Consider the following 25,424-nt stretch of genomic DNA (forward strand, 5'->3'; position numbering starts at 1 on the left):
TCCTTATATTCTTATTGTGGTCGAAGAAGGACGAAGTTATTACGAAAATCCCCGGGGTGGTTAAGTTGCCTTAGCTTCATAAGAGTGATTAGTAACGAATTCAAGGTATTCCCTGTCGACGTCTATTCCAATTCCAGGGCCCTCCGGCACACGGATTTCTCCCCGATCCATGATAATTGGTGGTTGCACAATATCTCTTTCGAAATACCGTGTGGAGCTGGATAAATCACCCGGGATAGTGAAATTAGGAAGTGTTGCAAGCGCAAGGTTGTGTGCTTTGGATACACCGGATTCGACCATCCCCCCGCACCAAACAGGCACTCCCCGACGCTCGCAGAAATCATGGATTGCCTTTGCTTCGGTCAAGCCGCCCACCCTGCTTATTTTCACATTCACGATGCGGCAGGACTCGAGCTCTACACCCTGGACAGCATCATGAAAAGACATGATTGATTCATCGAGACACAGGGGTGTCCGCATTGTCGCCTGCAGTTCTTTATGATAAAAGAAGTCGGCGGGTTGGAACGGCTGCTCAATCATCATAAGACCATATTCATCCATCTCTTGAAGTCTGTGAAAGTCATCCGGTCCATATTGACCGTTGGCATCAATCATTACCGGAAGATCCGGCGCTATCTTTCTAAGTGCTTCAATTGTTTCTTTCTCGCAGCCTTTCCTCACCTTTAACTTGTATCGTTCGTACCCCTCCAGCTTCAGTGCCTCCACTTCTTCCCGAAGATTATCCGTCAGACTCAGCACAGCACCAGCCTTGACGCTTTCGCGAATGCCGCCAAGCAGTTTCTTAAGACTCTTATTTTCCTTCTTGCCGTAAAGATCCCACAAAGCTCCTTCAAGACCTGCTTTCGCCATTGGGTGGCCTTGAATGGGTCGGACACCTTCGGCGAAGGCTGCAGGTGTCTGCTCTTCCAATCCAAATAGAAGAGGTATCAGGAACTCTTTCAGTACGTGAAAAGCGGTAACGATCGTCTCTGATGTGTAAAAAGGAGACTCAAAGGCAGTGACCTCCCCGTAGCCGATTCTTCCTTCCGGATCTTCCGCTTCTACGATGAGAAGCTTCCTCCGATCGAAGCTTGCCTGATGAGTGATGAAAGGCTTCTTTAACGGGAGCTCAATGGTGCGGATACGTACAGCTTCGACCTTCATCATACATTCCCTTCTTCCACTAAAGATAATAACTTTCGGCGAAGCAGTTTATTCGACGCGTTTCTGGGAAGTTCATCGACCCAGTAAAACTGTGCAGGTACTTTAAATTTCCCAAGACGCTCCAGACAATAATCCGTGATTTTTTTGTCTCCTGTCGCTTTATCACCAACAAGGAAAGCGACAGGAACTTCTCCCCACGTAGCATCCCGTCGTCCTGTGACGCCGGCTTCTTTTATCCCGGGAATAGATGTTAGGACGCTTTCGATTTCCGCGGGGTACACATTCTCCCCACCTGATATAATGACGTCTTTCAAGCGGTCCACCACATAGAGAAACCCGTCATCATCCTTATAACCGAGATCCCCTGTCCGAAGGTATGTCTCTGCATTCCGGTCCCTATTATAGTAGCCTTTGGAAACCATCGGGCCCTTTACCAGTATCTCCCCCACTTCACCATTCTGGTGCGAATCTATGACCAGATCGGCCATACTCAGGGCTTTCCCGGCAGAACCCATTTTTGCAAGGGCGGATTTCGGACTTAGCGTAGCGATTTGTGAGGAGGTTTCCGTCATTCCATACGTTTGAAAAACTGGAATGTACCGATCTTCTGACTTTCGAAGTATGCTCTCCGGTACAGGACCACCGCCAAGGAGCATACAGCGGAAGCTGGACGGATAGCGGGACTCTCCCATTTCTTCCAACAGCCGCTGCAGCATGACAGTAACGACCGACGCGTGAGTAACGCCGTCTTCTTTGATAGCCCGATTCACGACAGATGCATCGAATTTCTTCAACAAATAAACCGGCATTCCGTAAATAACACTTTTCATAAGAAGAGAGAAGCCGCCTACATGGAAGAACGGAAGACAGGTCAGCCATTTATCATCTGAATGGAGTCCAAGATTCAATGAAGACGCAACAGCACTGTACCAGTGATTTCCGTATGTGTGCATAACCGCCTTCGGGCGCCCTGTAGTCCCGGATGTGTACATCATTGTGTACACGTCTTCGAAGTTCAAATCTCCCTTCAAACCTGACGTCCTCTGTGCTACCGGCAGCGAACCCAAACGGTGTACGATAATATCAAGACCTTGAACAGACGTCCGGGCTGTCTGTTCAAACGCTTCACCGATGAAGAAGTGATTAATATGTGCATCTTCCAGTTGGTAACGGATTTCTGGAGCAGTCAGTCTTGTATTTATTAACACAACAACTGCACCGATATAGCTGATTGCATGGATAAAGACAGGATACTGCAGATCATTAGTGTGAAGGAACGCCACATGGTCTCCATCTTTCACCCCTGCCGCTTTCATACGGAAAGCCATGCTTCTGCTTCGTTCTCTCAATTCCTGAAACGTCAAGCCTTCTCCGTTTGGTGTTTCAAAAGCGTTCCCATCTGGATTAAGTTCTGCTTGTTTATCTAACCAGTGAGGTATGATCGTCATCATTACTTCGCTCCATCCTTTTTAAAACTGAAAAAAGGGGCTCCCCGATACAACGGGACGCCCCTTTCTTTACCATATGGTTGATGATCAAGGGAAACGAGGGAACTGATCGAAATCAGGTTTTCTCTTCTCCTTGAAGGCATCGCGGCCTTCCTTCGCTTCCTCTGTCGTGTAATACAACAGGGTAGCGTCTCCGCCCATTTGCTGCAGACCTGCCAATCCATCTGTATCTGCATTGAAAGAAGCTTTCAAGAAACGAAGAGCCGTCGGTGATTTCTCAAGGATTTCACGGCACCATTGTACCGTTTCAGCTTCAAGATCCTCTAATGGAACCACTGTATTGACCAGTCCCATATCTTCCGCTTCCTTGGCACTGTATTGACGGCAAAGGAACCAAATTTCACGCGCTTTCTTATGGCCTACCATACGCGCAAGCAGACCTGCACCATATCCAGCATCGAAACTTCCAACCTTTGGACCTGTTTGTCCGAAAATCGCATTGTCCGCTGCGATTGTAAGGTCACAGACAACGTGAAGCACATGTCCACCGCCGATAGCATAACCGGAAACCATTGCGATTACCGGCTTAGGAATGACGCGGATCAAACGTTGGAGATCAAGGACGTTCAGGCGTGGAATCTGATCATCCCCTACATAGCCGCCGTGACCGCGGACTTTCTGGTCTCCACCTGCACAGAATGCATCGTCTCCAGCACCTGCAAGGACGATAACTCCGACACGGGAATTGTCACGTGCACGTGAGAATGCATCAATCAATTCGTTAACCGTTTGAGGACGAAACGCATTTCGCACTTCCGGACGGTTGATCGTGATTTTAGCAATTCCGTCTAGTGTTTCATACATGATATCTTCGTATTCGCGCTCTTGAATCCATTCAAAAGACATAACTTATTCCTCCTTAAAAGTACACTTTCCGTTCATGAAAAACGGTTTCATTACTCACTCATTTTATCATGAAGCCATCTACAATTTTAGCAAAAATTTTTGGTTTCTCAAGGTGTATTGCATGTCCAGCCTTTTCCACCACTATGTAGGATGCTTCAGGAATACGCTTTTCCATCCTATCATTTATTCGACAAAACTTCTCGTCAAGCGCTCCAACGACAAGCTGCACATCCATCTGAAGGTCCGACATACGCTCCCACCAGGAAGGTTGATGACCGGTTCCCATACCAAGTAAAGATTCCCGGAGCCCCCCCGGATCCTGAGCAAGACGTTCTTCGCGTATCGCCGTCTTCGCCTGTTGAGAAAGACGGTCCTGGGTACGGAACAAAGGGATGTTCTCCCAATAAGATACGAATGCATCTATTCCTTTATCCCTTATCATTTCCGCCAACGTTTTATCCTTTGCCTGTCTCGCCAGCTGCTCTTCCGTCGTTTCAAGCCCGGGTGAAGCACTCTCCAGCAGAAGTTTCTCTACCCGTTCTGGATAAAGGGCTGCAAAAGACAACGCAGCCCTCCCTCCGAGCGAATATCCGAGAACAGCCGCTCTCTCCAGCTCCAGTGCGTCGAACAAAGCGTCAAGGTCCCGGCAGAATTGCTCCATCGTGACCACTCCGAGCGGACCGGTCCGGCCATGCCCCGGCAGATCCACCTTGATTAACCGGTAGTCTCCGTCCAAAGCAGCACACGTTTCATCAAACGTTCGTGTACTACCCGTGAATCCGTGCAGCATAACCAGAGGAAAGCCTGTTCCGCTATCTTCCACCCAATAGGACCGTCTGTTAATGGTGTATCTCATCACTTGCTCCCCCCGGATAAGATGGAGGCTTCGACTTTCGCCCACTTCTCTTTATGGAAATCAACGTGGGTGCTTCTGTCCGTTCGCACTTCAATAACGGATAAACCCTCCTTCTTGTAGCTTTCGGCAAGTGCATGACGATAAGAATCCCATGTTTCCACAACGTGATGTCTACCATCGTACAAAGCAGTGACCGCCGAAAGATCAAGCCCCAATGGAGTACCGAACAACTCCTCGAAGTGATCCTGTTGTTTAGACTGAGGCAGATAGGAAAAAATTCCTCCTCCATCGTTGTTGATCACAACAATCGTAAGAGGGAGTTTTTTGTGTTTAACGAGCCAAAGACCGTTCATATCATGAAAGAAGGAGACGTCCCCAATCAGAAGCGTCGTTCTCTCCCCTGATACGGTCGTGCCGGCAGCCGCAGAAATGACACCATCAATGCCGTTCGCACCTCTGTTAGCCATCATCCTTACCTGCTTTGGTGTGGACATAAAGAAGCTGTCTACGTCTCTGATCGGCATGCTGTTTCCGATAAAAAGATTAGACTGGTTCGGAATGGAATCCGCCAGATAAACGACGGCATGGCCTTCGTTGAGACTTTCATCCTCCTGAACAAGCATTTCGGCTTTCGCCCTATTATTCATTTCCTGCCAGCGGGAGAGCCATTCCGTTTCGACATTATCCTCCGGAAGATGATCCGCCAACTGCTCACAAAACATCACAGGATCCGCCCAAATGTAATGAGCATCGATGCCGGCAGGCTCCCGATGACTAGGGTGTTCATCAGCAACGAAATGATCTACCTGCTCCCCGAATTTCTGTACCCATTTCAAGTAAGCCTTGGAAACCGGCATGGCACCGAACCTTAGAATATAGCCGGGAATGACCTCTTCCCCGACAGCTTCCGATTTCAGGAGACTATCATAGTTCTCCATAATATTTCTTTTGTCATGCGTTCCGGCACGGAGTTGTGAGAGCGGATCTGCCAATACCGGCACACCAAGTCGGGATGCAAGTCGCGTCACAGCCTCAGCCAGGTCAGGGTCCATCTGTGGGCCCACTACAATCAGACCACAGTCTTTCTCCGCAAACGTCTGCAAATATTGGGAGACCACCGAGGCATCCAGCATTCTCTTTCCATAAGAAGCTCGGGGAACCGTCACGCCCTCTTCCCGCCAGCAGCCTTCCAGATGAAAATCAGGGATAAGCGGCTCTCGGAACGGAAAATTCAAATGGACAGGACCCATATGGCCGTTCTTCGCTTCCTCGACCGCCCTGGAAGCCTGACGTCTGGCGTATATATGGTTTCCCGGCTCTGGTAGAGCAAGGTCCTGATACCATTTCACGTAGTTACCAAACATCTGAATTTGATTGATGGCCTGTGGTGCACCGACCTCCCTCAATTCATGCGGCCGATCAGCTGTAAGAATCAGAAGCGGGACACGGCTATAATAGGCTTCCACGATAGCAGGATAATAATTTGCCGCAGCCGTCCCGGAGGTACAAACAACCGCCACCGGTTTCTGTTCTCGTTTCGCTATTCCGAGCGCAAAAAAAGCTGCCGAGCGTTCATCAAGATGGACCCAGTGTTCCATCTCAGAATGCTCAGCAAACGTCATTGCAAGCGGTGTGGATCGTGATCCTGGAGAAATGACTACATGCTCCACCCCCGAAGAAGCAAGCTGATCCACAAAATGTGTTACATATTTAGATAACGATTCTACATGTCCCAATTATGACCCTCCCAAAACAGACAACATCGGCTTCAACTTCACAGCGGTCTCTTCGTATTCCGCCTGAGGGTCCGAGTCGGCAACGACCCCGCATCCTGCGAATAAAGAAGCCATCCTCTTCTGAATTAAAGCAGACCGGATCGCTACAGCAAATTCCCCATTATCCATCGCATCGAACCAGCCGACCGGTCCGGCATACCATCCTCTGTTGAGCGTTTCCTTCTCACGGATGTAAGCAACGGATTCCTTCTGGGGCATTCCACCGAGTGCCGGAGTCGGATGAAGCTTCTCCACCACATTCAAAAGCGTATATCCCTCATCCAAAATGGCATTAACCGGTGTGTACAGATGTTGAAGGTTTCTAAGCGGATACAGCACCGGCGCCTCCGGAATCTGTACGTCACTGCTGCAGGCTTCGACAGCTTGTCTGATCATTTCCACGACAAATTGATGCTCCTGCCGGTTTTTAGGATCGTTCAGCAGTTCTTCTCCCAGCGCCAAATCCGCTTCCGGCGTAGCTCCACGTGGAATGGTACCGGCAAGACAAGTGGAAACGAGTCTGCGCTCGTCAACTTTAACCAACCTCTCCGGCGTTGCGCCCACAAAATAATCTCCTTCACTCTCGAAGGCGAAAATGTAGCTGTTCGGCTGAGATTCCGCAAGTGCACGCAGCACGGAAGAAACGGACACATCCTCCTTGAAGGAGAGGCGAAGTTCTCTCGCCAGGACAATCTTTTCGAGGAGACCAGCTTTGATATCCTCTGTAGCTCGTCTGATCGTCTCTTTCCATTCGTGCGGAGCAACTTCTACAGCCGTCTCAATTTCCGGCACCTTATAAGTACCGGGCAGCCCATTCAATAACTGCTCCTTCTGATCAGCTATCTGTGCCGCGATCTGTTGGGCGTGATCCTCCGGAAAGAGGAGAGCATTTGAAGTCAAATACGACTTCCCGCCGACGTTGGTCAACAAGAAGGATGGAATGGACAGCTGGCTGTCCTTAAAGTTATCCCAAGGTTTTCCTTCCGGCTCTTCCGGGTCGAAACGGAAACCACCCAGCGCAACCATTCCCGTGCCCTTCTCCCCGAACGAATCGTGCACGACGGCGTTTTCCTTCAAGTCGTTCCATAGAGACTGTACTTCTTTGAAACGATCGTTTCCCTCTGCAAAAAGTTGGCTGGCTTTCCCAATGCCCACCATTGTGAAGTCTCCCTCCGCGCTCTGCCAGAACGAGCGGTGGGAATCCACCGTAAGACCAGCTTCAAAAAAACGATACGGCTCTTGATCATCTATGTGTTCAACGAAACTGATAAAAATAGGTTCCCCAAGATGATGTGCTCTCTGAAGGGCTTCCCCGATCACTTCTTCAATATGAGGTGCCTTCGTATGAAGCATAAAAATTCCTCCCATTCTTTAAGGGACGTTCCAGTATACTTGCGACACAAATTATTTAAGATCTGTGTGCATCATTCTCTATTTTATTCTCTTTTTTCCCTTGACTCAAGAATTCTTCACTCAAGGAAACATTTTCTTACATTGATTGACACTAAAGGCCTGTTTCCCTAAACTTAAATTGTTATCATAAAATCAATTTGGATACAAGGGAGAGGACATCCATGAGTTCAGTACAAAATCAAAATGTAAAAACTTCCTTGAATGAACGTGACGGATTCCAAGTTTGGTGGAGGCTCTTACGCCCCCACACGTTGACGGCAGCTTTCGTTCCTGTCTTTGTCGGGACGATGTTCGCTGCTCTGGAACAATCGATCAATTTCTGGTTATTTGCCGCAATGTTGCTCGCATCCATCCTCATTCAAGCTGCTACGAATATGTTCAATGAGTATTATGATTATGTTCGCGGTTTAGATAACGAAAATTCTGTGGGCATAGGAGGAACCATTGTAAGGGACGGCATTAGTCCAAGGACGGTTCTTACTCTTGCTTTCACTTTCTATGCGGTCGCTGCGATATTAGGGGTGTATATTTGTGCCTCATCGAGCTGGTGGATCGCCGTTATCGGTCTCGTTTCCATGCTTTTCGGTTACCTTTATACAGGCGGTCCCTATCCGATCGCCTACAGTCCATTCGGAGAAATCACGGCAGGCTTTTTCATGGGCACGGTCATCATCGGAATCAGTTACTTCATACAGACGGCTGCGGTGACTTGGGACGTCGTAATCGTGTCCATTCCGGTTGCTATTTTTGTTGGATCTATTCTGCTTACCAACAACATCCGCGACCGTGTCGGTGATGCGAAGAACGGACGAAGAACACTGGCTATTCTGTTCGGCCATCAAGGTTCGATCCGATTCCTGACGGCCCTGTTCTTTATTGCCTACGCCCTTACCGTGGTGCTTATCTTCGCAGGTCTTCTGCCGCTGTGGTCCTTTATCACTTTCCTTAGTTTGATTAAAGGCCGGCAAGCCATACAGGGATTTGTAGGAAAGAGCGAGCCTCTCGAGATGATGCCGGGCATGGTTGCTACAGCCAAAACGAATACGATATATGGATTCCTGCTCGGACTGTCCATGCTTCTACAAATTTATATCCCGATCGGATGATTATGAAAAGTTTGAATGTGCCATGCATTACGTTCGCTGCACATTCCAGGAAAAGGATGGACCGCCTCCATCCTTTTTTCTATAGGTTTGAGCGTTTGGATAATGGGAATAATACACAAAGGACGGGATGTTATGAATAAAGAAATGATGAAGAATACATTGATGGAAACGCTTGGAATGGAAGTCGTGAAGGCTTCGAAAGAGGAAGTTATCATGACGATGCCTGCAGACAGCCGTACCCACCAACCAATGGGTTTCCTTCATGGAGGAGCAAATGTTGCTCTTGCGGAAAGCGCAGCAAGTATTGGAGCGTTTCTGAACGTCGATCCGGAAAAGCAGCAAGTATTCGGCCTTGAAATCAATGCAAATCATATGAAGAGTATCCGGAGCGGCTTCGTCACCGCCCGTGCAACCCCTGCCCATATCGGCAGGACCACGATGGTTTGGGAAATCAAAATGGAAAACGAACAAGGGGATACTGTCTGCCTGTCCCGATGCACGATCGGTGTCGTCCCGGCGAAGAAATAACTCGCTTTCATTTACAGGGAGGAGAGAATAGATCATGACAGAAGAAAAGAAACAGGAACTCAAGCAGCGATTGCTCGAAATGAAAGAAGAAGCGGAACAACAAATGGAAGAATATAAAAATGACCGTACGAAAGAGGACTATCCAAATGACAGTACCGGGGAGATTTCAAGCGTAGCCGATCATCCCGGCGACCTAGGAACGGATCAGTTTGAACGGTCTAAAGAGCAGACATTTTACGAGCAGGCAAGAGAAAAGCTGATGGATGCTGAGGATGCCTTGCAGCGGATGGAAGAAGGCACGTATGGGAAGAGTGAAAAATCCGGCAAGCCGATTCCTGAAGAGCGACTCGAAGTCATGCCTGCCGCACGCTACACCATTGAAGAACAGGAAGAAATGGAAAAAGAAAAATAAAAGAGCGCCCCTTCGGGCGCTCTTTTTCTTATGCTGCGGAGGATTGTATCCGTTTCTGCTCCAGCCAAGGTTTCAGCTTAATGAACAGCGGAACGAACAAAGCTCCGATAATGATTCCTTTCAAGGCATTGAACGGCAGAATACCTGCAAGAACGGTCGTCCATTTTACCTGAGCAGACATCGTCTCCCAACCCATGAACCAGCTGTAAGCAGGCAGGACGAGGAAATAATTCAATACGCTCATTCCAAGCGCCATAATTACGGCGCTGAACACCAAGCCGGAAACTAACGATTTCGTGGTCTTGAATTTATGGTAGATCATCGCGACAGGTGCAACGAACAAGACACCGGCGGCAAAGTTTGCTACGACGCCGACGGGATCTCCGGCACCGGTATAAATGAGATAAAGTAAATTCTTCAGCCCCTCCACTATTATACCTGCGGCAGGCGTAAACAGTATGCCTGCAATCAACGCAGGAACATCACTGAAATCCACCTTTAAATAAGGCGGCAGGAACGGCAAAGGAAAATTTAAAAACATGAGTACCATCGAAATACTTCCGAATAAAGCTAAAATGACTAACTTGAGCAACTTGGATGATTGACCTGTATAAGGATTCATCATCGATCTCCCCCTTCATCTTGTCGTCGGTTCACATCCCAGATGAAGGTTGAACGGTACTTCCGTGTGTCCAATAAAAAACCCCTAAGCGCTATATGCTTAAGGGAGTACAGATTGTCCACAGGAAATAGAGGGCAGGTTCAAAAAAACCTCTCCTCATTCCGCTCGACATCTTCTCCCATCCAGACTTTAACTGTCGGTTCTGGACTCTCACCAGATCAGCCGCAGGAAGAACCTGCGGGTCACGGACTCTAGGTATCTATGCACCTAATACCGTCGGTCGGGAATTACACCCTGCCCCGAAGATGGAACCGATATGATATTGTATCCTCATTGTAGTCAAAATGTGATGATATCGCAAGTTAGAAGTTCTGCTTCTGATTAATTTCGACGAATCCCGGACTAAGTCCGGTTCCTCTCTCCGCTCTGCCTGCTTTCATCCTATCCTTCTTACTTTCCTTATAATTCTATTAAAGAAGAAATGCATGAAGAGAATAATCATGAAATAGATCCCGACGTTAACAAAGAAAGGAAGGACATTCAAGTTTGTAATTCTCTCCATCTCCAGTCCGAATTTATAAGGTAACGGCGGCGAGAGCTTCGATGGATTCTGCGTAACGAAATGAAAGGGAAACCCCAATTCCATCCCACCTTCCCTTGCATGCTCCAAATACGTTCTATACTGCTGTTCATCTTCTACATATACTCCACTAAAATCTGCACTTATTAAGGTAAGCAATACAGCTGGAATGAATGTAAAGAAATATTTCATAGTTACCACCAATTTTCCCATCCGAAATTTGCTCAAGGCAACGCATCCTTCTTGCAGACCTGACGCTTTACTGCGCGTAATCATTAAGAGTTTCAGCCAATCCATTTCCAATCACACCCATATAAAGGTAACATTTTCCTAATAAAAAAAGGAAGAGAAGGCACAAAAAAAAACGAGCCTGGATGATTCGCTCCATCCGACCCGTAACGTGAGAGCGCCCTACGATAGATCTTCGCGCTTCTTTCTGCGTTACCAAATTCCCCTACATTACCGAGCTGTTTTTCACCCTGCTGCCTGCCTTTGCCCAAGCTCTTGATCTAAAAGTAAAAGCGCAGAGGAATTGTTTTGGGCCAGTGATAAGCGATCCACTATTGTTTGAGCCTGAGCCTCTTCATCTATCTGTTCCCGGAGAAAATCTTGAATAATGACAGCCGCCTGTGGGTCCACCTGGACGGCATAATTGTAGGCTTGTCTGTAGGAATTAGTAACAAACTGCTCATGTTCCAAAACTTTTTGGAAGGTTTCCAGGGGCGTTCCATATTCACTGGGCTGGGCCGGAATATTGGATAATTGAACGGTACCATTCTTGTCACTCATATATTGGATCAATTTCAATAAATGGGTTCGTTCCTCATCAGACTGAAGCTGCAGCCAATGAGCCATGCCCGTATAATTCTCTCTTGCCATATAGGCAGACATGGCAAGATAAAGGGTCGTTGATACTTGTTCAATTTCAATGAGTCGGTTGAACAGCTTCTGCATCTCCTCATTCATACAATCTCCTCCTCTTTGAAAACTCATTCCATGATATGCTGAAGGTGGGAGGAATATTTAGGTTTGTAAGGAGAGATTAGATGAATATACAAATGCGACAAGGAACGATCGATGATCTTCCAGCAGTTAAAGAGATTATCCGATCTGCTCAGCTGAAGCTTGCAGCCTCAGGATCACCGCAGTGGTCCGGTGAGGATGCTCCATCGGAGGCAAGGCTTAGAACGGATATGGAAGATGGAAATCATTATGTTTTTCTCATCAATCAGCAAATTATAGGTACCGCTGCCCTGACAAAAGGTCAGGAGACTGCATATGAAACCATCGTTTACGGCCAATGGGAGAAAAATGATGCCGATTACGCCGTTATTCACAGATTCGCCATCCTTCCAGAAAGGAACGGGCGCGGGTATGCAGCTCTATTCTTCAAGCTTCTGCTGGCCGCCGCTCGGGAAAGTGGGATGTCAGAAGTACGAATAGATACGCATCATTTAAACAGAGCAATGCAGAAGGTGATCACCAATCATGCCTTCCAATTCAAAGGGATCATTCATTTACCAATTCCGCATGGAGAAAGGTATGCCTACCAGGTATTCTTATAAAAAGGGCTGCCTTCCTCGCCCTCTAAGAACGGTGTCCTGCCATCGCTTCCATCGTCCGACCAATACCGTCTTTATACGATGTTGTCGGTACAGGACCAATCTCCCTTTCGAATTTGGCTCCCGATAAAACAACAGGCTGTTCATATAAATACATCATTTCCACGAACTCTCTCATCATTTTGTCAAATAGACCAAGCATCCTCACCATTCCTTTTGTGACAGTAATCACCCGTTTGTCATAACCGCTTTCTCCTTTTAACAACCGGATAATCTCCTCTCCCGATATGACTCCAGCTCCTGGTATATTCCACGTCTGTCCGTATGCAGAAGGGCGAATCGCCAGCGAAAGAAGTGCTTTCGCACCATCCGGGGTATAAATATATTCCCTTGGCTTCCGCTTATCCCCAATAAATATCCCTCGTTTATTTGCAGCTGCTCCTTGCAGCGTTTGGCCAAGAACCGTATTTTCTGCATTGGGCCCGTAAAAATCAGGGAAGTGAGCAATCATCCAAGGCACCTGCGCTTCCCTTACAAGGTTTTCAACTTCTAAACGGATGTTCCCCTTTTTAGTTAAGGGAACTTTGGGAGCATCCTCCTTTATTAAAGTTCCCATTCCGGGACCATAGGCATAAATATTGTCGACAATGACCAATTTACTGGCTGCCTTTTCCGAGGCGTTTATGACATTCTGCATCAGCCGCAGCTGATGTCCCGCCCATTGATAGTAAGGAATGTTAACCGCATGGAAGATCACATCGACTCCCATAGCAGCCTCATGCAAATCTGCTTCTGAGAACACATCCCCCGCTAAGATCTGCGCCCTTCCCCGGAACAACCGTTTCAGCTTTTCTTCCGTTCTTGCAAATGCAACGACCTCTATGCCTGCTTCCAAAAGTTCTTCCACCAGGGCGCTGCCCATTCCCCCGGATGCCCCTAATACCAATGCTTTTTTCATCATTCTCCACCCCTTATTAACCACTGGTCAATTATCTGCAAAAAAATTTATATATCCAGTGATTTTATAATAAATTCTGCATGACCTTCTACGAGACTTTTCATTTCGTTAAACGTCTGCCCTGTCTTGTAATAGTGAACGACGAAACCGTGTAAGGATAAAAACGCCGACCAGATGCTCTGGGTCGTTGCGCATTTAGGCCCGACAAGCGCAGCAACTGCCTTGGCAAACCGTTCATAACTCCTATTCGGCTCCTCATTCATGAGCGTGTTCAATTGCTCATCTTTGATTAGAAACATCATTTCATAATGACTGGAGTAATCGATACCGAATTTCATGTAGGCGACGAATAGGTGTTTCAACTTTTGTACAGGATCTGCTTCTCCCTTCATTATTTCTTCCAGGATTTCATCGAGGAGCGCGAAGTCTTTGGCTACGACAGCATAAAATAAACCGGCTTTATTATTGAAATGATAATAAATCATTCCATGGCTCATTTCCAGCTCGGCAGCGATCTTCCGCATGGACACATCTCTGAATCCTTTCTTTACAAAGAGATCTCTCGCGACGTTCAATATAGCTTCTTGTTCTACTTGCTGTTCGATCGGTTTTCTAGGTGTAATCGCTGACTCCCCCTCATTTATTAACCACTGTTCAGATAAAATATAAAACAATTAGAATTTTATGTCAATAATAATTACCATAGCAAAAAACCGGTCCTTTACAGATAGGGTTCCAGCTCAATCACTCTATCCATTCCGCCATGTCCTTCATATTCCGTCTCATCTTCGGCCGGGACGGGTCCTCCGCTCGACAGCCGAAGGCCGCCATGACAAATTTTCTCTATCCAACATACCATGCGTTTACCCTCGTTAACTGTTCACGCAGTTTGGGGTCATTCACATGAGAAACTCCCTTGCGGCATCACGCACATTTCAAAACAAGTTTTCCAGCCAAAGTTAAGAGAGAAAATCTCTGATATAATGATTAGGTACTTTCAGGAAAGGGGGACCGCGATGAAGAAAGATATTTTTTTGATATTGATGTTTTTTTTGAACTTCGCCGTTTTTTTCAGTCCATCTGAAAAAATCGACGATATAAGAAGCACACTGGCTCATGACTCCGAATTCTCAGCAGCCGTTTCTTATTCTGATCATCAGGCCGTCAAAATACAAAACCAATCGATTCCCCACCCCGTCAGTACGAAAGGCCTCGATCCAACAATTTGCGGGGCCTCCCCTGCAGATTTCCCCGTGGCTTTTGATAAGATCCGTTTCCGAAATATCGATCTTTCCAAAACCAGCAGGCCGGGGTTTCTCATTACGATATATAACCAATCCAATTACATATGACTTCTCCTTATGCCAAACGTATGATCTTGATTCAATAAGGAGACGAATGTGAATGAATGAAAAAGATAAACTGACCTATGTTGTCGTCTGCTTCCTTATCTTCATTCCCAATTCGTCAAACGCCATTCATAAGGAGAATTTCATTACATGTTTTTTGATACATTTGGAACAGATGCATTTTTATTATTAGTCGCTTTCCTGCTGTTCAGCGGAATCTTCGCCGCTAAGTTTTCCAACAGGTGGGGTGTACCTTCCCTCATCTTGTTCATCATCGTAGGTATGCTTGTAGGAAGTGACGGACTCGGAATCATTTATTTCGATAACGCAGATACAGCTCAGCTTATCGGTGTGCTGGCTTTGGTGATCATCTTATTTGAAGGTGGTCTGCATACGAAATGGGCAACGGTCCGTTCGGTAGCCGTGCCCTCTCTATCACTCGCTACCGTGGGAGTCTTAGTAACCTCCTCGACGATTGGAGTCGCTGCCTATCTCCTCTTCGATTTAACATTACTGGAAGGTCTCCTTCTAGGTGCTATTGTTGGATCGACAGACGCCGCCGCGGTTTTTGCGGCTTTGAAAGAAAGAAATATAAAGGCAAAGATGGGTGCCACATTGGAAGCAGAATCAGGAACCAATGATCCGATGGCCGTTTTCCTCACGCTTTCATTCATTGAGCTGATCACCAAGCCGGATGGTTCGATCTGGATGCTGATCCCGACCTTTTTTCTCCAAATGGGGATAGGTCTCGTGTTGGGGATCATTTTTGGGAGGCTCGCTTCTTATTCCATCAATAATATTAAACTAGGGTCCAGCGCATTATACCCTATTCTTTCGGTAGCCTTCGCCCTGATTACTTATGGGATTACGGCATTCGTCGGGGGAAGTGGATTCCTAGCCGTTTATATTGCTGCCCTTGTTATAGGAAACAGGGAGCTTACGTACCGTTATTCCATCTTTCAATTCAATGAAGGATTCGCCTGGATGGCTCAGATCCTTATGTTCATCATCTTGGGACTTCTCGCGTTCCCGGAGCAGGTTTTCTCTTCTGCTGTCATCGTAGATGGCTTGATTCTCTCCATCCTGTTGATTGTCGTCGCCCGTCCGCTCGCCGTTTTCTTATCCTTGATCAAGCTAAAGTATTCCGTCAAGGAGAAGCTCTTCATTTCATGGGCGGGATTGCGCGGAGCCGTACCGATTGTGCTCGCTACCTTTCCGATTGTAGAAGGTTTGGAGAACAGTCAAATCATCTTCAATATCGTCTTCTTCATCGTTCTGACCTCTGCTCTCGTGCAAGGGGCCAGCATCTCTTGGGTGGCCAAGAAGCTGGACTTGGTCGGACCTCAGAAAGATGTACCGCACCACTCGATCGAGCTTATATCGATGGGGAAAGCGGCCGCTGAAATGGTGCAGTTCCAAACGAGCGAAGAATCCGCGCTTGTCGGCCAGAAATTGAAAGAATTGACGCTGCCGAATCATTCAAATATTAACGCAATCATCAGAGACAACCAGGTCATCACCCCCTATGGCGAGACCGTGATTCAAGCCGGCGACTTCCTATATATTCTCGTCGAATCTAAATATAAAGATCAGTTAAAAAAACGCTTGGAGCAGCGAGCATCAAAAAAAGATCGAGGATAGATAAAAGAGCGAAGCCTGACGGCTCCGCTCTTTTTTACCTTATAATTCAGCTCAGCCGCTTCTCAGGAGCCGCTTTCACTTTTTCCGTCGCGTCGATGAACAACTTCAACGTCGAAGATACTGTCGATACATCCACCAGTCCGTCCTCACTGTCTTTCACTTTATCAAGCTGAAGCAGGAGATAATCATCGTATCCCTGCAGCTGCAGCTGGCCCGCGCAAATTTTCCCTTTCAAAGACAAAATTTGTTCGTGTAGTCTTTCCCGCTCCATGCAGATCACTCCCTCATATTAGAAAGATTATATCTGCTATTCTTGCCAACTATGACTACTCTTAACCAAAACAAGACAAAACGCCCGGATAAATATCCGGACGTTCCCTGTCTTAATCTTCAAGTGGATTCAAGCTTTCTTCCCCGGTCATACCGGCAATCATGTCGACGAGAAGCTCAATCTCCTCTTCTATATCCTTCATGCTTACTGTTTCAACTGGAGAGTGCATATAACGGAGGGGTAAAGAGACGAGACTGACCGGTACTCCACTTCCCGTCAACCGCATCTTATCCGCATCGGTGCCTGTCATCCTTGGTGTCAATTCGTACTGGACGTCCATGTTCAACTTTTTGGCCGAGCGTTCCAGCCATTTGTTGATCTTACGGTTGATCGGCGCTCCCTTGGCAAGAACCGGTCCACCATCGAGCCGGACGTCTCCATATTTGCTTTTATTTACTCCAGGGTAGTCCGTGGCAAACGTCACGTCGCAGGCGATCGCCATGTTCGGCTGTATGCCCGCTGCTGCGAAGTACGCACCACCCATGTTCGTTTCTTCATTGACCGTGCTCGCCGCATAAACACCTACACGGAGCTTCTTGTCCTTTAACCGTCGTAAAACTTCCCCAACGATGAACTGCCCCGTTCTATTATCCAGTCCACGACCTGCTATGTAACGATCCATAAGTATCTCAGGCTCTCGTTTGTAGACAGCAAGATCGCCAATCTGCACGTACTCTGCGATTTCATCCTTGGATTTTGCTCCACAATCGATAAAGAGATCTTCCACACCGAAATCCCCTTTTAAGCCTCCGTGGTGCTGCGCATTGACGCCGATCACTCCTGTCAGCTCCTTTTCTTCCCCAAGGACTCTCACTTTCATACCGACAGCTGCTTTCGGATTGATGCCTCCCATTTTATCAAAATGGAGATATCCTTGTTCATCAATCCTGTTGATGACTAATGCAATTTCATCACAGTGACCTGCAAGCAGGATCTTGAAGTCCGCATCCGGGTTAAGGACTGCAATCGCATTACCGGCATTATCGGTTCTTATCTCATCCGCTGCTTCTTCCATATCCGCAATCCATTTCTTCTGTATCTCCATCTCCATGCTGGAGGGGGACGGGGTAGTCAATAGTTCCATTAAGAAATTAAGTCGATCTTCATTCATAATTACTCCTCCTTCACCTTTCCATCATATCAAAAATAACGGGGAAAACATTAATCGGATGCATATTCCTTTGCGGGAACGGGAACAAGACCTTGTATGGATTTTTTGAGGAGGAATTAGTTATGCGCTTAGAAGAATGGTTTAACAAAGGAATGACGGCACAAACGTACGTCGATCAAATGCAGACACATCAGGAAAACTTTATTTATATATACGAAAATTTCGGGATACCGGTCGAAGATGAACCAACATTTACGCGCTCCCGAATGAACGGACTTCGAGCGATTGTGTTAACCGAAGACTGGTGCGGAGATGCCATGATGAATGTACCCATTTTCCTTCGTATGGCGGAAGCAGCTCAAATACCAGTTCACTTCCTTTTGAGAGATGAGAATTTGGATTTAATGGACAACTATTTGACAGACGGACGTGCCCGTTCTATCCCGAAAATCATCTTGATGGATAAGAATGGGGAAGAAGTGGCAAACTGGGGACCGAGAGCGCCCGAAGTCCAACAGTTCATTGATACAGCAAGACAAGGCCTTCCGGATAAAGAGGCCGAAGACTTTAATGAAAAACAGAAAGAAATGCTTACCTTCATTACGAAAGCTTACCGTGATCATCATGATTTTTGGAATTATGTGTATGAAGATTTAAAGAAGACATTCTTTTCTTATTAACAGCTTGCCGCCTGCCCGGTCGTGCGGCAGGCTTTTTCTATGTTTGAATACGTTCTTCCAGAGACATACTGTAGATAAAAAAAGGGGCACCAAAGCCATGCAGCATTGGGTACGTTTATATTTTCAACTGCCACTGTTTCTGAGATTGTTAGCAACGGTGTTTTTTACGATGACGTTGTTCGGATTCGTCATCCATATGATTGAACCCGCAAACTTTCCAACCGTCTTTGACGGAATCTGGTGGGCATTCGTTACGGGAGCAACCGTCGGGTATGGCGACTATGTTCCATTAAGTCCCTATGGTAAACTGATGGCTATCCTGCTGATCTTATCCGGTGGTGGACTGGTCACTTTCTACATGGCTACACTCTCCGCTTCCACCGTCAAGCATGAGACGGATCTATCGGAAGGAAAAGTCCCGTACAAAGGAGCCAAACACCTGGTCCTCATCGGGTGGAACGAGCGGACAAGACATTTGATCGATATGATTCAGAAGCATCAGCAGCCGGAAGAAGTCGTGCTGATCGACAGAACGATGAATACCTTTTATCAGCGCCTTCCCTCTGTCCACTTCATCAGCGGCAGCGCGACGAATGAAGAAACGTTGGAGAAGGCAAATCTGCTTCATGCCAAACTTGCCATCATCACTGCGGATCCTTCTTTATCAGAAGAACAGTCCGATCAGTCCGTCATCCATCAGATTGTCGCCGCAAAGGGACACCACCCCGGGCTGTTTATTATCGCAGAAGTACTGACAGATAAGCAGAAAATTAATGCGGAACGGGCCGGTGCGGATACCGTCATTCGCTCCAATGACTTCATGAGCAGCCTCTTCTATCAGGAACTCTACCGGAATGATCCGGCGAAGCCGTTCGAACTCCTGCTCGGCCTGCTTGCAGAACGGCAGTTTCATGAAGAAGCTGTTCCAAAGTCTTTGATTGGAAATCCCGTCACGGAGGCCTTCCAATACTATATGAAAGATTGTTACCAGGTCATCGCTGTCCGCCGCAGGGAAGATGTGCTGTTTCATATCCATCCGGACCTTACGCTGCAAGAGGGAGACGTGCTCGTTGTTTTCTCACCGCTTCGTAAGTAATGCTTGTTCCACCTTTTTTAACAACTCCCGCCCTGTATGCACGTGTTCTTCAGGGAAACTGGCATCTTTATCGACAGGCTCTTGAAATTGATCAAAAATGGCTCGGAAATTCCCTTCTTTCACATTATCATCGAGACCCGGGTTATATTTATGGGAGAGCAGAAAGGGTTCCTTCATCTCCACAAGTGCATAATCACTAGGTGCGTCCAAAGATCCTGAGGTCACGACGAACGGAAGACGAATAAACTGGTAGCCGACATGATCATCAATTTTATAATCGAAATAACCATGCTCATAATCCCAATTATCCGCTAGTTTAAAGCCGAGACCCTGAAGTTCCTTCTCCAGTTCATTAAACTTATAAGTCGTTCCTGTAAGCGGGGAAGATAGTGGTATCATCGCTCATCACTCCTTTCTCTTTTACTATGCCCAAATAAAACAAGGGGGATCATCCTTTTTATGGATGATCCCCCTCTTTATGCTATTTACTGCCTTTATAGTCTTTTCTCCAGTTTCTCTTTTTCATCTTCAAAGCCAGGCTTACCCAGAAGAGCGAACATATTCTTCTTATACGCTTCTACCCCGGGCTGGTCAAACGGATTGACACCCAGGAGGTATCCGCTGATTGCACAAGCCTTCTCGAAGAAGTACACAAGGTAACCAAAGGTGAAAGCATCACGCTTCGGAAGGTGAACGATCAAGTTCGGCACATCTCCGTCTGTGTGAGCGAGCATTGTACCGAGGTATGCCTTCTCGTTGACTTCGTGGACTGTTTCCCCTGCAAGGTAGTTCAAACCGTCCAGGTTCTGCTCGTCTTCCTCGATCGTAATATCAGAATTGGAATTCTCCACGTGAAGGACCGTTTCAAACATATCTCTTCGTCCATCCTGAATATATTGTCCGAGAGAGTGCAGATCTGTAGAGAAGTTGGCAGAAGCCGGGAAGATTCCTTTGTAATCTTTGCCTTCACTTTCTCCGAACAACTGTTTCCACCATTCAGCGAAATACTGAAGGGACGGTTCATAATTGACAAGCATTTCAATTGTTTTGCCTTTGTTGTAAAGAACGTTTCTTACAGCAGCATATTGATAAGCAGGGTTTTCCGACAGCTTGTCCGTGCTGAGTTCTTCACGAGCCTGCTGCGCGCCTTTCATCATTTCCACGATGTCGATACCACTTGCCGCGATAGGCAGCAGACCAACGGCAGTAAGAACAGAATAACGGCCGCCTACATCATCCGGTACCACGAAGGATTCATAGCCCTGCTCGGTAGCAAGTGTTTTAAGGGCACCTTTATTCTTATCCGTTGTAGCATAGATGCGCTTCTGCGCTTCTTCCCTGCCGTATTTCTCTTCCAGGAACTTACGGAATACACGGAAGGCAATAGCAGGTTCCGTCGTCGTTCCGCTTTTCGAAATGACGTTGATGGAAACGTCTTTATCCTTAAGCACATCGAACAAGTCGTTCATGTAAGAAGGACTGATGCTGTTTCCTACAAAGAATACCTGGGGAGTTTTGCGCTCTTCTCCACCGAGTACATTGTAGAAGCTGTGGTTTAGCATTTCCAGCGCTGCACGGGCACCAAGATAAGATCCGCCGATGCCGATGACTAAAAGAACATCAGAATCGGATTGAATCTTCTCTGCTGCTTTTTGGATGCGGGAGAACTCTTCTTTATCATAATCTTCAGGCAGATCGACCCAGCCTAAAAAGTCGTTCCCTGCACCGGTTTTCTCATGTAGGTTCTTATGAGCCAGAGAAACGGCTCCCTGCATATATTCTAGTTCATGTTCACCAAAGAACGGCAAAGCTTTTTCGTAATCAAAACGAACGTGTGTCATATATGTCCCTCCAAATCATCATTTTACTTCATCCACTTTTCACTTTATCGGAACCTTTCATCCAAATCAAGCAAGCACTTTCATGAAAGCGTGTACAAATAGAATTCATCAAAAAAGGTGCGGGCAGCCCGCACCTTTTCTCCATTACTTGGACATTTCCAGAATCTTCTGTACGTCGTCTTCTTTAAGCTTGTTGAAGTTCCCGAAAGCTCCTCGTTTCATGGAACGATCGACAATAACGTCGAACTTCTCTTCTCCGATTTCGTAATCGGCAAGTCGCTCCGGCGCTCCGAGGGAAGACCAGAATTTTCTCAAAGCATCGATTCCTTCTTCCGCCACTTCCTTCTCGCTCTTACCTTCTGCATCGACGCCGAATACGTTTGTCGCAAGTTTGGCGAAACGGGACGGGTCCACGTCCAGGTTATGCTTCATCCAGTTAGGGAAGAGAATCGCCAGTCCACCCGCATGTGGAATATCATAAACGGCGGAAACAGCATGCTCGATGTTGTGACTCGCCCAGTCTCCGCGATATCCCATTTGCAGCATACCGTTAAGTGCGATCGTTCCAGCATATAGAATCGTCTCACGATACTCGACAGATTCCAGATTATCAAGAAGCTTAGGGGCCGTTTCCATGACAGCACGCAGGACGCCCTCGATCATTTCATCCTGTACCGGTGACTTGGTCGGATTGTGGAAATATTGTTCAAACATGTGCGTCATCATGTCTACGATTCCGTAGATAGTCTGATCTTTCGGAACACTTGTCGTGTAGGCGGGATCCAAAATGGAGAACATAGGGTTTGTTAAAGGCGCAGCACCCCAGCCGTACTTCTCATTCGTTTCCCAATTTGTGATGACCGCACCGGCATTCATCTCACTACCTGTAGCAGCAAGGGTAAGGACCGTTCCGAACGGAAGCGCTGATTCTGGTGTCGCCTCTCTTGTAACAAGATCCCAGGCATCACCATCGTATTTGGCTCCAGCAGCAATGGTCTTCGTGCAGTCGATGACACTTCCACCGCCTACAGCGAGGATGAAGTCGATATCGTTTTCCTTGCATGCCTCGACCCCGCGTCTAACCGTGGAAAGTCTAGGGTTTGGCTCTACACCGGAAAGTTCAAAAACCTCTACCTCTGCCTTTTTCAATTCCGCCACAACTGCATCATACACGCCGTTACGCTTGATGCTTCCCCCTCCATAAACGAGGAGAACTTTATTTGTATTTTCAGGTAATTCTGTTTGTAATTGTGTCACTTGATTCTGTCCGAAAATTAATTTCGTCGGATTATGAAATTTAAATGCATCCATTGATAAAACTCCCTTCATGAACATTCGATGATTATTATCCCCGAATTCAGATGATATCTCAAAAGAAATGCTTGATGAATAAATACGACCCGCTTGTTCAATTATAAAGACGAACCATGAACTTATAAAAAAAGGAGGTTGGACCATGAGTTGGATTCAACGTATCGCCCTTCTGCTTATCATCGTAGGCGCAATCAACTGGGGATTGATCGGATTGTTCCAATATGATTTAGTCGCAGGACTATTCGGCGGTGGCGAACAAAGCGGTGCCTTCGCTCGTGTCATATATACACTTGTAGGGATCAGCGGACTTATCGCCATTTCCATTTACTTCTCACCGGCAGCAGAATACAGCGACCGGACAGCGGAAACGACTGAATAAAAAAAAGCCGGGTCCTAGAGGACCCGGCTTTTTCTACCTGTACATTATTTACGGAATTTTTCGCGGTCGTCCGATTGTTTGATCCAATCTTCCAACTTGTCTTTAAGCGTGTTGAAACCTGCAGTTGATTCTTCATGCTTTGGTGCTGCAGCCTGCTTGCGCGGACGACGTGGTGCTGCCTTTGGAGCTTCCTGTGTCGCACGGATAGATAGAGAATACTTATTGCTCTTCTCATCGATGTTCAAGATCTTAACTTGAACTTCATCACCTTCAGAAAGGTGCTCATTAATATCTTTCACATACCCGTGGGTAACTTCTGAAATGTGCACAAGACCTTGAACTTTTTCATCCAATGCAACGAAAGCACCGTAGGGCTGAATTCCTGTAACTTTACCTTCTAATACTTGACCTTCTTGGAACTTCTCTGACATTCTATACAACTCCTGATTTGTTATTATTCGCTTCATTTCACGCAATTAATGATTTTAGCACAAAAACCTCCAATAAGCAAAGTACAGTTTTGATAAACACCCTTTATTTTTCGGAATTTCGACACTTTGTGCATCATTGAACATGGTATAATAGATAATAATGACAGAGGAGGAACCTGTATGTCTGTAGGAAATAATATTAGGAAATACCGTGAGTTAAAGAATTTTACTAAAGAAGAGCTCGCCATGAAAGCGAGAATGGGCGTCCAAACATTGGAAAGCTACGAAACAGATGAGCGCGCACCGGAATTAGATACCATCCTTAAAATATCAACCGTTCTGGATATCCCGGCATCCGAACTGATGGAATTTCAAGAAGAAGATACAACCATTGATGAAGAGTTGCAGAACTTGATTGCAGAAGTGGGCGTCAAGCGGACTAAACTCTTGTTGAAAAAGACACGGGATTTCTCGGAAGAAGACGTTCTTCATGCTATGAAACTACTTTATGAATTAAATCAGCAAAAAAAATGAAAAAGTAGGTTTATAATCTATCAAAACTGGATATATTAAATAACGTAAGACTTTCTCGTATTCCCCCTGTGTAAGCAAAGCGAACGTTCGCTTTGCTTCTTTTTTTTGCTCTCTTTCCCCCATCATCCCGGTCAAACAACATATTTTCTTCTTTCACGGACTTTCGGTTATGATAGATTACAGAAATCAAAAATATAGGAGGCCATCGTTTTGGAACAGTTCAAACGAGTCATTTCACGTAAGGGAACCCGCTCTGTCAAATGGGATATGGCAGAAGAATTGTATAAAGATAAAGACGTTCTTCCTATGTGGGTAGCAGACATGGATTTTCAGACCCCCAAGGCGGTAACGGCAGCAATAAAGGAACGTGTCGATCACGGCATCTTCGGCTATACAGTCCCAGATGACCGCGTAAAGCAGCAGATCGTACAGTGGCTTCAGACTAGACATGATTGGTCCATCGATCCGGAGTGGATTACCTACAGTCCCGGTGTCATCCCTTCGCTTCATATGATCATTCAATCATTGACCGATATTGGTGACAACGTCATTATCCAGACACCGGTCTATCCACCGTTCTACAGCGTAGTCAGGGACCACGGGCGTCACATCATTGAGAACCCGCTGATCGTAGAAGGAAACAAATATGAAATTGATTTTGAGGACTTTGAGAAGAAAATTAAAGAAAACAACGTCCAATTATTTATTCTCTGTAATCCCCATAACCCGGTCGGACGTGTTTGGACGCGGGAAGAGTTGAACCGGTTGAGCAGCATTTGCCTTAAGCACGATGTCCGAATTATTGCTGATGAAATACATGCGGATCTTATATACAGCGGGCACCGTCACATTCCAATCGCCTCTGTTTCTGAAGACGTCAGCAGAAAGACTATCACCTGCATGTCACCGACCAAAACGTTTAATTTGGCGGGGCTACAAGCATCTTTCGTCGTAACTGCTGATAAAGAATCGAAAGAGAAGCTTGATAAGCAATTTAAAAATCAAGGAATGGGTATGTTGAATACTCTGGGGCTTACAGCAATGGAGGCGGCATATGAGCACGGCGAAGAGTGGCTGGAAGGACTAATGACAACCCTGGAAGAAAACAGGGACTACGTTATGGAAAGGCTCCATAACGAAACCGCTGTACGTGTCTTTCCTGCGGAAGGAACCTACCTGCTTTGGCTTGACTGTACCGGGTTGGAAATGAAGCACAGCGAACTCAAATCCTTCATGCAGAAACAGGCAAAAGTCGGTTTAAATGACGGCGTCTCCTTCGGTAAAGCAGGAACAGGATTTATGCGGATCAATATCGCTGCTCCCCGCTCTACCATTGAAGAAGGTGTATCACGAATTATTGAGGCTGCAAGGAAATAGAAATGCGAGT

General features: G+C 46.6%; 29 protein-coding genes and 1 riboswitch. Of the genes, 11 read left to right on the forward strand and 18 right to left on the reverse strand.

Annotation, left to right across the window (positions count from 1 at the left end; all coding sequences use genetic code 11):
• Positions 1-60: 60 nt before the first annotated feature.
• The 6 genes from menC to M662_RS13675 form a co-directional block, all read right to left on the reverse strand.
• Positions 61-1,167 (reverse strand): o-succinylbenzoate synthase, encoded by a 1,107-nt coding sequence (menC, locus tag M662_RS13650; RefSeq protein WP_026578291.1) that lies wholly within the window; start codon positions 1,165-1,167, stop codon positions 61-63.
• Entirely contained in the window at positions 1,164-2,615 is a 1,452-nt protein-coding gene (locus tag M662_RS13655; protein ID WP_026578290.1) for an o-succinylbenzoate--CoA ligase, read from the reverse strand. Before M662_RS13655 ends, menC begins: the two co-directional genes overlap by 4 nt.
• Positions 2,616-2,699: 84 nt before the next feature.
• A complete protein-coding gene (gene menB / locus M662_RS13660; RefSeq protein WP_008637591.1) occupies positions 2,700-3,518 on the reverse strand; it encodes a 1,4-dihydroxy-2-naphthoyl-CoA synthase in 819 nt (272 codons plus the stop codon).
• 58 nt (positions 3,519-3,576) lie between these two features.
• On the reverse strand, positions 3,577-4,374 hold the full coding sequence (gene menH, locus M662_RS13665; RefSeq protein WP_008637589.1) for a 2-succinyl-6-hydroxy-2,4-cyclohexadiene-1-carboxylate synthase: 798 nt from the start codon (positions 4,372-4,374) through the stop codon (positions 3,577-3,579).
• Positions 4,374-6,110, reverse strand: coding sequence for a 2-succinyl-5-enolpyruvyl-6-hydroxy-3-cyclohexene-1-carboxylic-acid synthase (gene menD / locus M662_RS13670; protein WP_026578289.1), 1,737 nt, complete (start codon positions 6,108-6,110; stop codon positions 4,374-4,376). Before menD ends, menH begins: the two co-directional genes overlap by 1 nt.
• Complete coding sequence (locus tag M662_RS13675) at positions 6,111-7,502, reverse strand: isochorismate synthase (protein ID WP_026578288.1); 1,392 nt, start codon at positions 7,500-7,502, stop codon at positions 6,111-6,113. It lies immediately after the preceding gene.
• Positions 7,503-7,723: 221 nt separating this feature from the next.
• Between M662_RS13675 and M662_RS13680 the strand changes: the two genes are divergently transcribed.
• From M662_RS13680 to M662_RS13690, 3 genes are all read left to right on the forward strand, one after another.
• Entirely contained in the window at positions 7,724-8,668 is a 945-nt protein-coding gene (locus M662_RS13680; protein WP_008637583.1) for a 1,4-dihydroxy-2-naphthoate polyprenyltransferase, read from the forward strand.
• A 132-nt stretch (positions 8,669-8,800) separates the two neighbouring features.
• Positions 8,801-9,196, forward strand: a complete 396-nt coding sequence (locus tag M662_RS13685) for a hotdog fold thioesterase (RefSeq protein WP_008637574.1) — start codon at positions 8,801-8,803, stop codon at positions 9,194-9,196.
• 34 nt (positions 9,197-9,230) lie between these two features.
• Positions 9,231-9,608: a TraR/DksA C4-type zinc finger protein gene (locus M662_RS13690; RefSeq protein WP_035388343.1), complete on the forward strand. Its 378-nt coding sequence runs from the start codon at positions 9,231-9,233 to the stop codon at positions 9,606-9,608.
• A 28-nt stretch (positions 9,609-9,636) separates the two neighbouring features.
• Here M662_RS13690 and M662_RS13695 read toward each other — a convergent pair whose 3' ends face one another.
• The 3 genes from M662_RS13695 to M662_RS13705 all read right to left on the reverse strand — a co-directional run bounded on the left by M662_RS13695 (position 9,637) and on the right by M662_RS13705 (position 11,776).
• Complete coding sequence (locus M662_RS13695) at positions 9,637-10,230, reverse strand: ECF transporter S component (RefSeq protein ID WP_026578286.1); 594 nt, start codon at positions 10,228-10,230, stop codon at positions 9,637-9,639.
• Between the two features lie 166 nt (positions 10,231-10,396).
• A riboswitch (FMN riboswitch) is annotated at positions 10,397-10,541 on the reverse strand.
• Between the two features lie 125 nt (positions 10,542-10,666).
• Positions 10,667-11,038: a hypothetical protein gene (locus M662_RS13700; protein ID WP_162129299.1), complete on the reverse strand. Its 372-nt coding sequence runs from the start codon at positions 11,036-11,038 to the stop codon at positions 10,667-10,669.
• A 246-nt stretch (positions 11,039-11,284) separates the two neighbouring features.
• Positions 11,285-11,776, reverse strand: a complete 492-nt coding sequence (locus M662_RS13705; RefSeq protein ID WP_026578284.1) for a ferritin — start codon at positions 11,774-11,776, stop codon at positions 11,285-11,287.
• A gap of 80 nt (positions 11,777-11,856) precedes the next feature.
• Between M662_RS13705 and M662_RS13710 the strand changes: the two genes are divergently transcribed.
• A complete protein-coding gene (locus tag M662_RS13710; protein ID WP_051348933.1) occupies positions 11,857-12,375 on the forward strand; it encodes a GNAT family N-acetyltransferase in 519 nt (172 codons plus the stop codon).
• A gap of 22 nt (positions 12,376-12,397) precedes the next feature.
• On the opposite strand, the gene M662_RS13715 is transcribed toward M662_RS13710, so the two are convergent.
• The 3 genes from M662_RS13715 to M662_RS13725 form a co-directional block, all read right to left on the reverse strand.
• Positions 12,398-13,330, reverse strand: coding sequence for an SDR family NAD(P)-dependent oxidoreductase (locus M662_RS13715; protein WP_026578282.1), 933 nt, complete (start codon positions 13,328-13,330; stop codon positions 12,398-12,400).
• Positions 13,331-13,377: 47 nt separating this feature from the next.
• On the reverse strand, positions 13,378-13,953 hold the full coding sequence (locus M662_RS13720) for a TetR/AcrR family transcriptional regulator (RefSeq protein WP_026578281.1): 576 nt from the start codon (positions 13,951-13,953) through the stop codon (positions 13,378-13,380).
• A 98-nt stretch (positions 13,954-14,051) separates the two neighbouring features.
• Positions 14,052-14,189 (reverse strand): hypothetical protein, encoded by a 138-nt coding sequence (locus tag M662_RS13725; protein WP_162129300.1) that lies wholly within the window; start codon positions 14,187-14,189, stop codon positions 14,052-14,054.
• Positions 14,190-14,346: 157 nt separating this feature from the next.
• On the opposite strand from M662_RS13725, the gene M662_RS13730 reads away from it, so the two are divergent.
• Together M662_RS13730 and M662_RS13735 are read left to right on the forward strand one after the other, a co-directional pair.
• Entirely contained in the window at positions 14,347-14,682 is a 336-nt protein-coding gene (locus M662_RS13730) for a hypothetical protein (RefSeq protein WP_026578280.1), read from the forward strand.
• Positions 14,683-14,829: 147 nt separating this feature from the next.
• Positions 14,830-16,320, forward strand: coding sequence for a potassium/proton antiporter (locus tag M662_RS13735; protein ID WP_026578279.1), 1,491 nt, complete (start codon positions 14,830-14,832; stop codon positions 16,318-16,320).
• 46 nt (positions 16,321-16,366) lie between these two features.
• Here M662_RS13735 and M662_RS13740 read toward each other — a convergent pair whose 3' ends face one another.
• Positions 16,367-16,591, reverse strand: coding sequence for a hypothetical protein (locus M662_RS13740; protein WP_008637555.1), 225 nt, complete (start codon positions 16,589-16,591; stop codon positions 16,367-16,369).
• Between the two features lie 112 nt (positions 16,592-16,703).
• Positions 16,704-17,762 (reverse strand): M20/M25/M40 family metallo-hydrolase, encoded by a 1,059-nt coding sequence (locus M662_RS13745; RefSeq protein WP_026578278.1) that lies wholly within the window; start codon positions 17,760-17,762, stop codon positions 16,704-16,706.
• 122 nt (positions 17,763-17,884) lie between these two features.
• Between M662_RS13745 and M662_RS13750 the strand changes: the two genes are divergently transcribed.
• Positions 17,885-18,442 carry a thioredoxin family protein gene (locus M662_RS13750; protein WP_026578277.1) on the forward strand — a complete coding sequence of 186 codons (558 nt, stop codon included), beginning with the start codon at positions 17,885-17,887 and terminating at the stop codon, positions 18,440-18,442.
• A gap of 97 nt (positions 18,443-18,539) precedes the next feature.
• The gene (locus M662_RS13755) at positions 18,540-19,538 is read left to right on the forward strand and encodes a potassium channel family protein (RefSeq protein WP_008637552.1); all 999 of its coding nucleotides are present in this window, start codon (positions 18,540-18,542) and stop codon (positions 19,536-19,538) included.
• On the opposite strand, the gene M662_RS13760 is transcribed toward M662_RS13755, so the two are convergent.
• From M662_RS13760 to M662_RS13770, 3 genes are all read right to left on the reverse strand, one after another.
• A complete protein-coding gene (locus tag M662_RS13760; RefSeq protein ID WP_026578276.1) occupies positions 19,521-19,937 on the reverse strand; it encodes a YugN-like family protein in 417 nt (138 codons plus the stop codon). The two genes, M662_RS13755 and M662_RS13760, sit on opposite strands and share 18 nt — an antisense overlap.
• Before the next feature lie 95 nt (positions 19,938-20,032).
• Positions 20,033-21,379, reverse strand: a complete 1,347-nt coding sequence (locus tag M662_RS13765) for a glucose-6-phosphate isomerase (protein WP_008637550.1) — start codon at positions 21,377-21,379, stop codon at positions 20,033-20,035.
• 144 nt (positions 21,380-21,523) lie between these two features.
• Complete coding sequence (locus M662_RS13770; protein WP_026578275.1) at positions 21,524-22,690, reverse strand: iron-containing alcohol dehydrogenase; 1,167 nt, start codon at positions 22,688-22,690, stop codon at positions 21,524-21,526.
• Positions 22,691-22,835: 145 nt separating this feature from the next.
• Between M662_RS13770 and M662_RS13775 the strand changes: the two genes are divergently transcribed.
• Positions 22,836-23,072 carry a DUF378 domain-containing protein gene (locus tag M662_RS13775; RefSeq protein WP_008637547.1) on the forward strand — a complete coding sequence of 79 codons (237 nt, stop codon included), beginning with the start codon at positions 22,836-22,838 and terminating at the stop codon, positions 23,070-23,072.
• Between the two features lie 44 nt (positions 23,073-23,116).
• Here M662_RS13775 and yugI read toward each other — a convergent pair whose 3' ends face one another.
• Positions 23,117-23,503, reverse strand: a complete 387-nt coding sequence (gene yugI / locus M662_RS13780; RefSeq protein ID WP_008637545.1) for a S1 domain-containing post-transcriptional regulator GSP13 — start codon at positions 23,501-23,503, stop codon at positions 23,117-23,119.
• A 180-nt stretch (positions 23,504-23,683) separates the two neighbouring features.
• Between yugI and M662_RS13785 the strand changes: the two genes are divergently transcribed.
• Together M662_RS13785 and M662_RS13790 are read left to right on the forward strand one after the other, a co-directional pair.
• Positions 23,684-24,037: a helix-turn-helix domain-containing protein gene (locus M662_RS13785; RefSeq protein ID WP_026578274.1), complete on the forward strand. Its 354-nt coding sequence runs from the start codon at positions 23,684-23,686 to the stop codon at positions 24,035-24,037.
• 210 nt (positions 24,038-24,247) lie between these two features.
• Positions 24,248-25,414, forward strand: coding sequence for a MalY/PatB family protein (locus M662_RS13790; RefSeq protein WP_008637542.1), 1,167 nt, complete (start codon positions 24,248-24,250; stop codon positions 25,412-25,414).
• The last annotated feature ends 10 nt before the right edge of the window (positions 25,415-25,424 follow it).

This window comes from Bacillus sp. SB49, assembly GCF_000469135.2.
Classification (GTDB): Bacteria; Bacillota; Bacilli; order Bacillales; family Halobacillaceae; genus Halobacillus.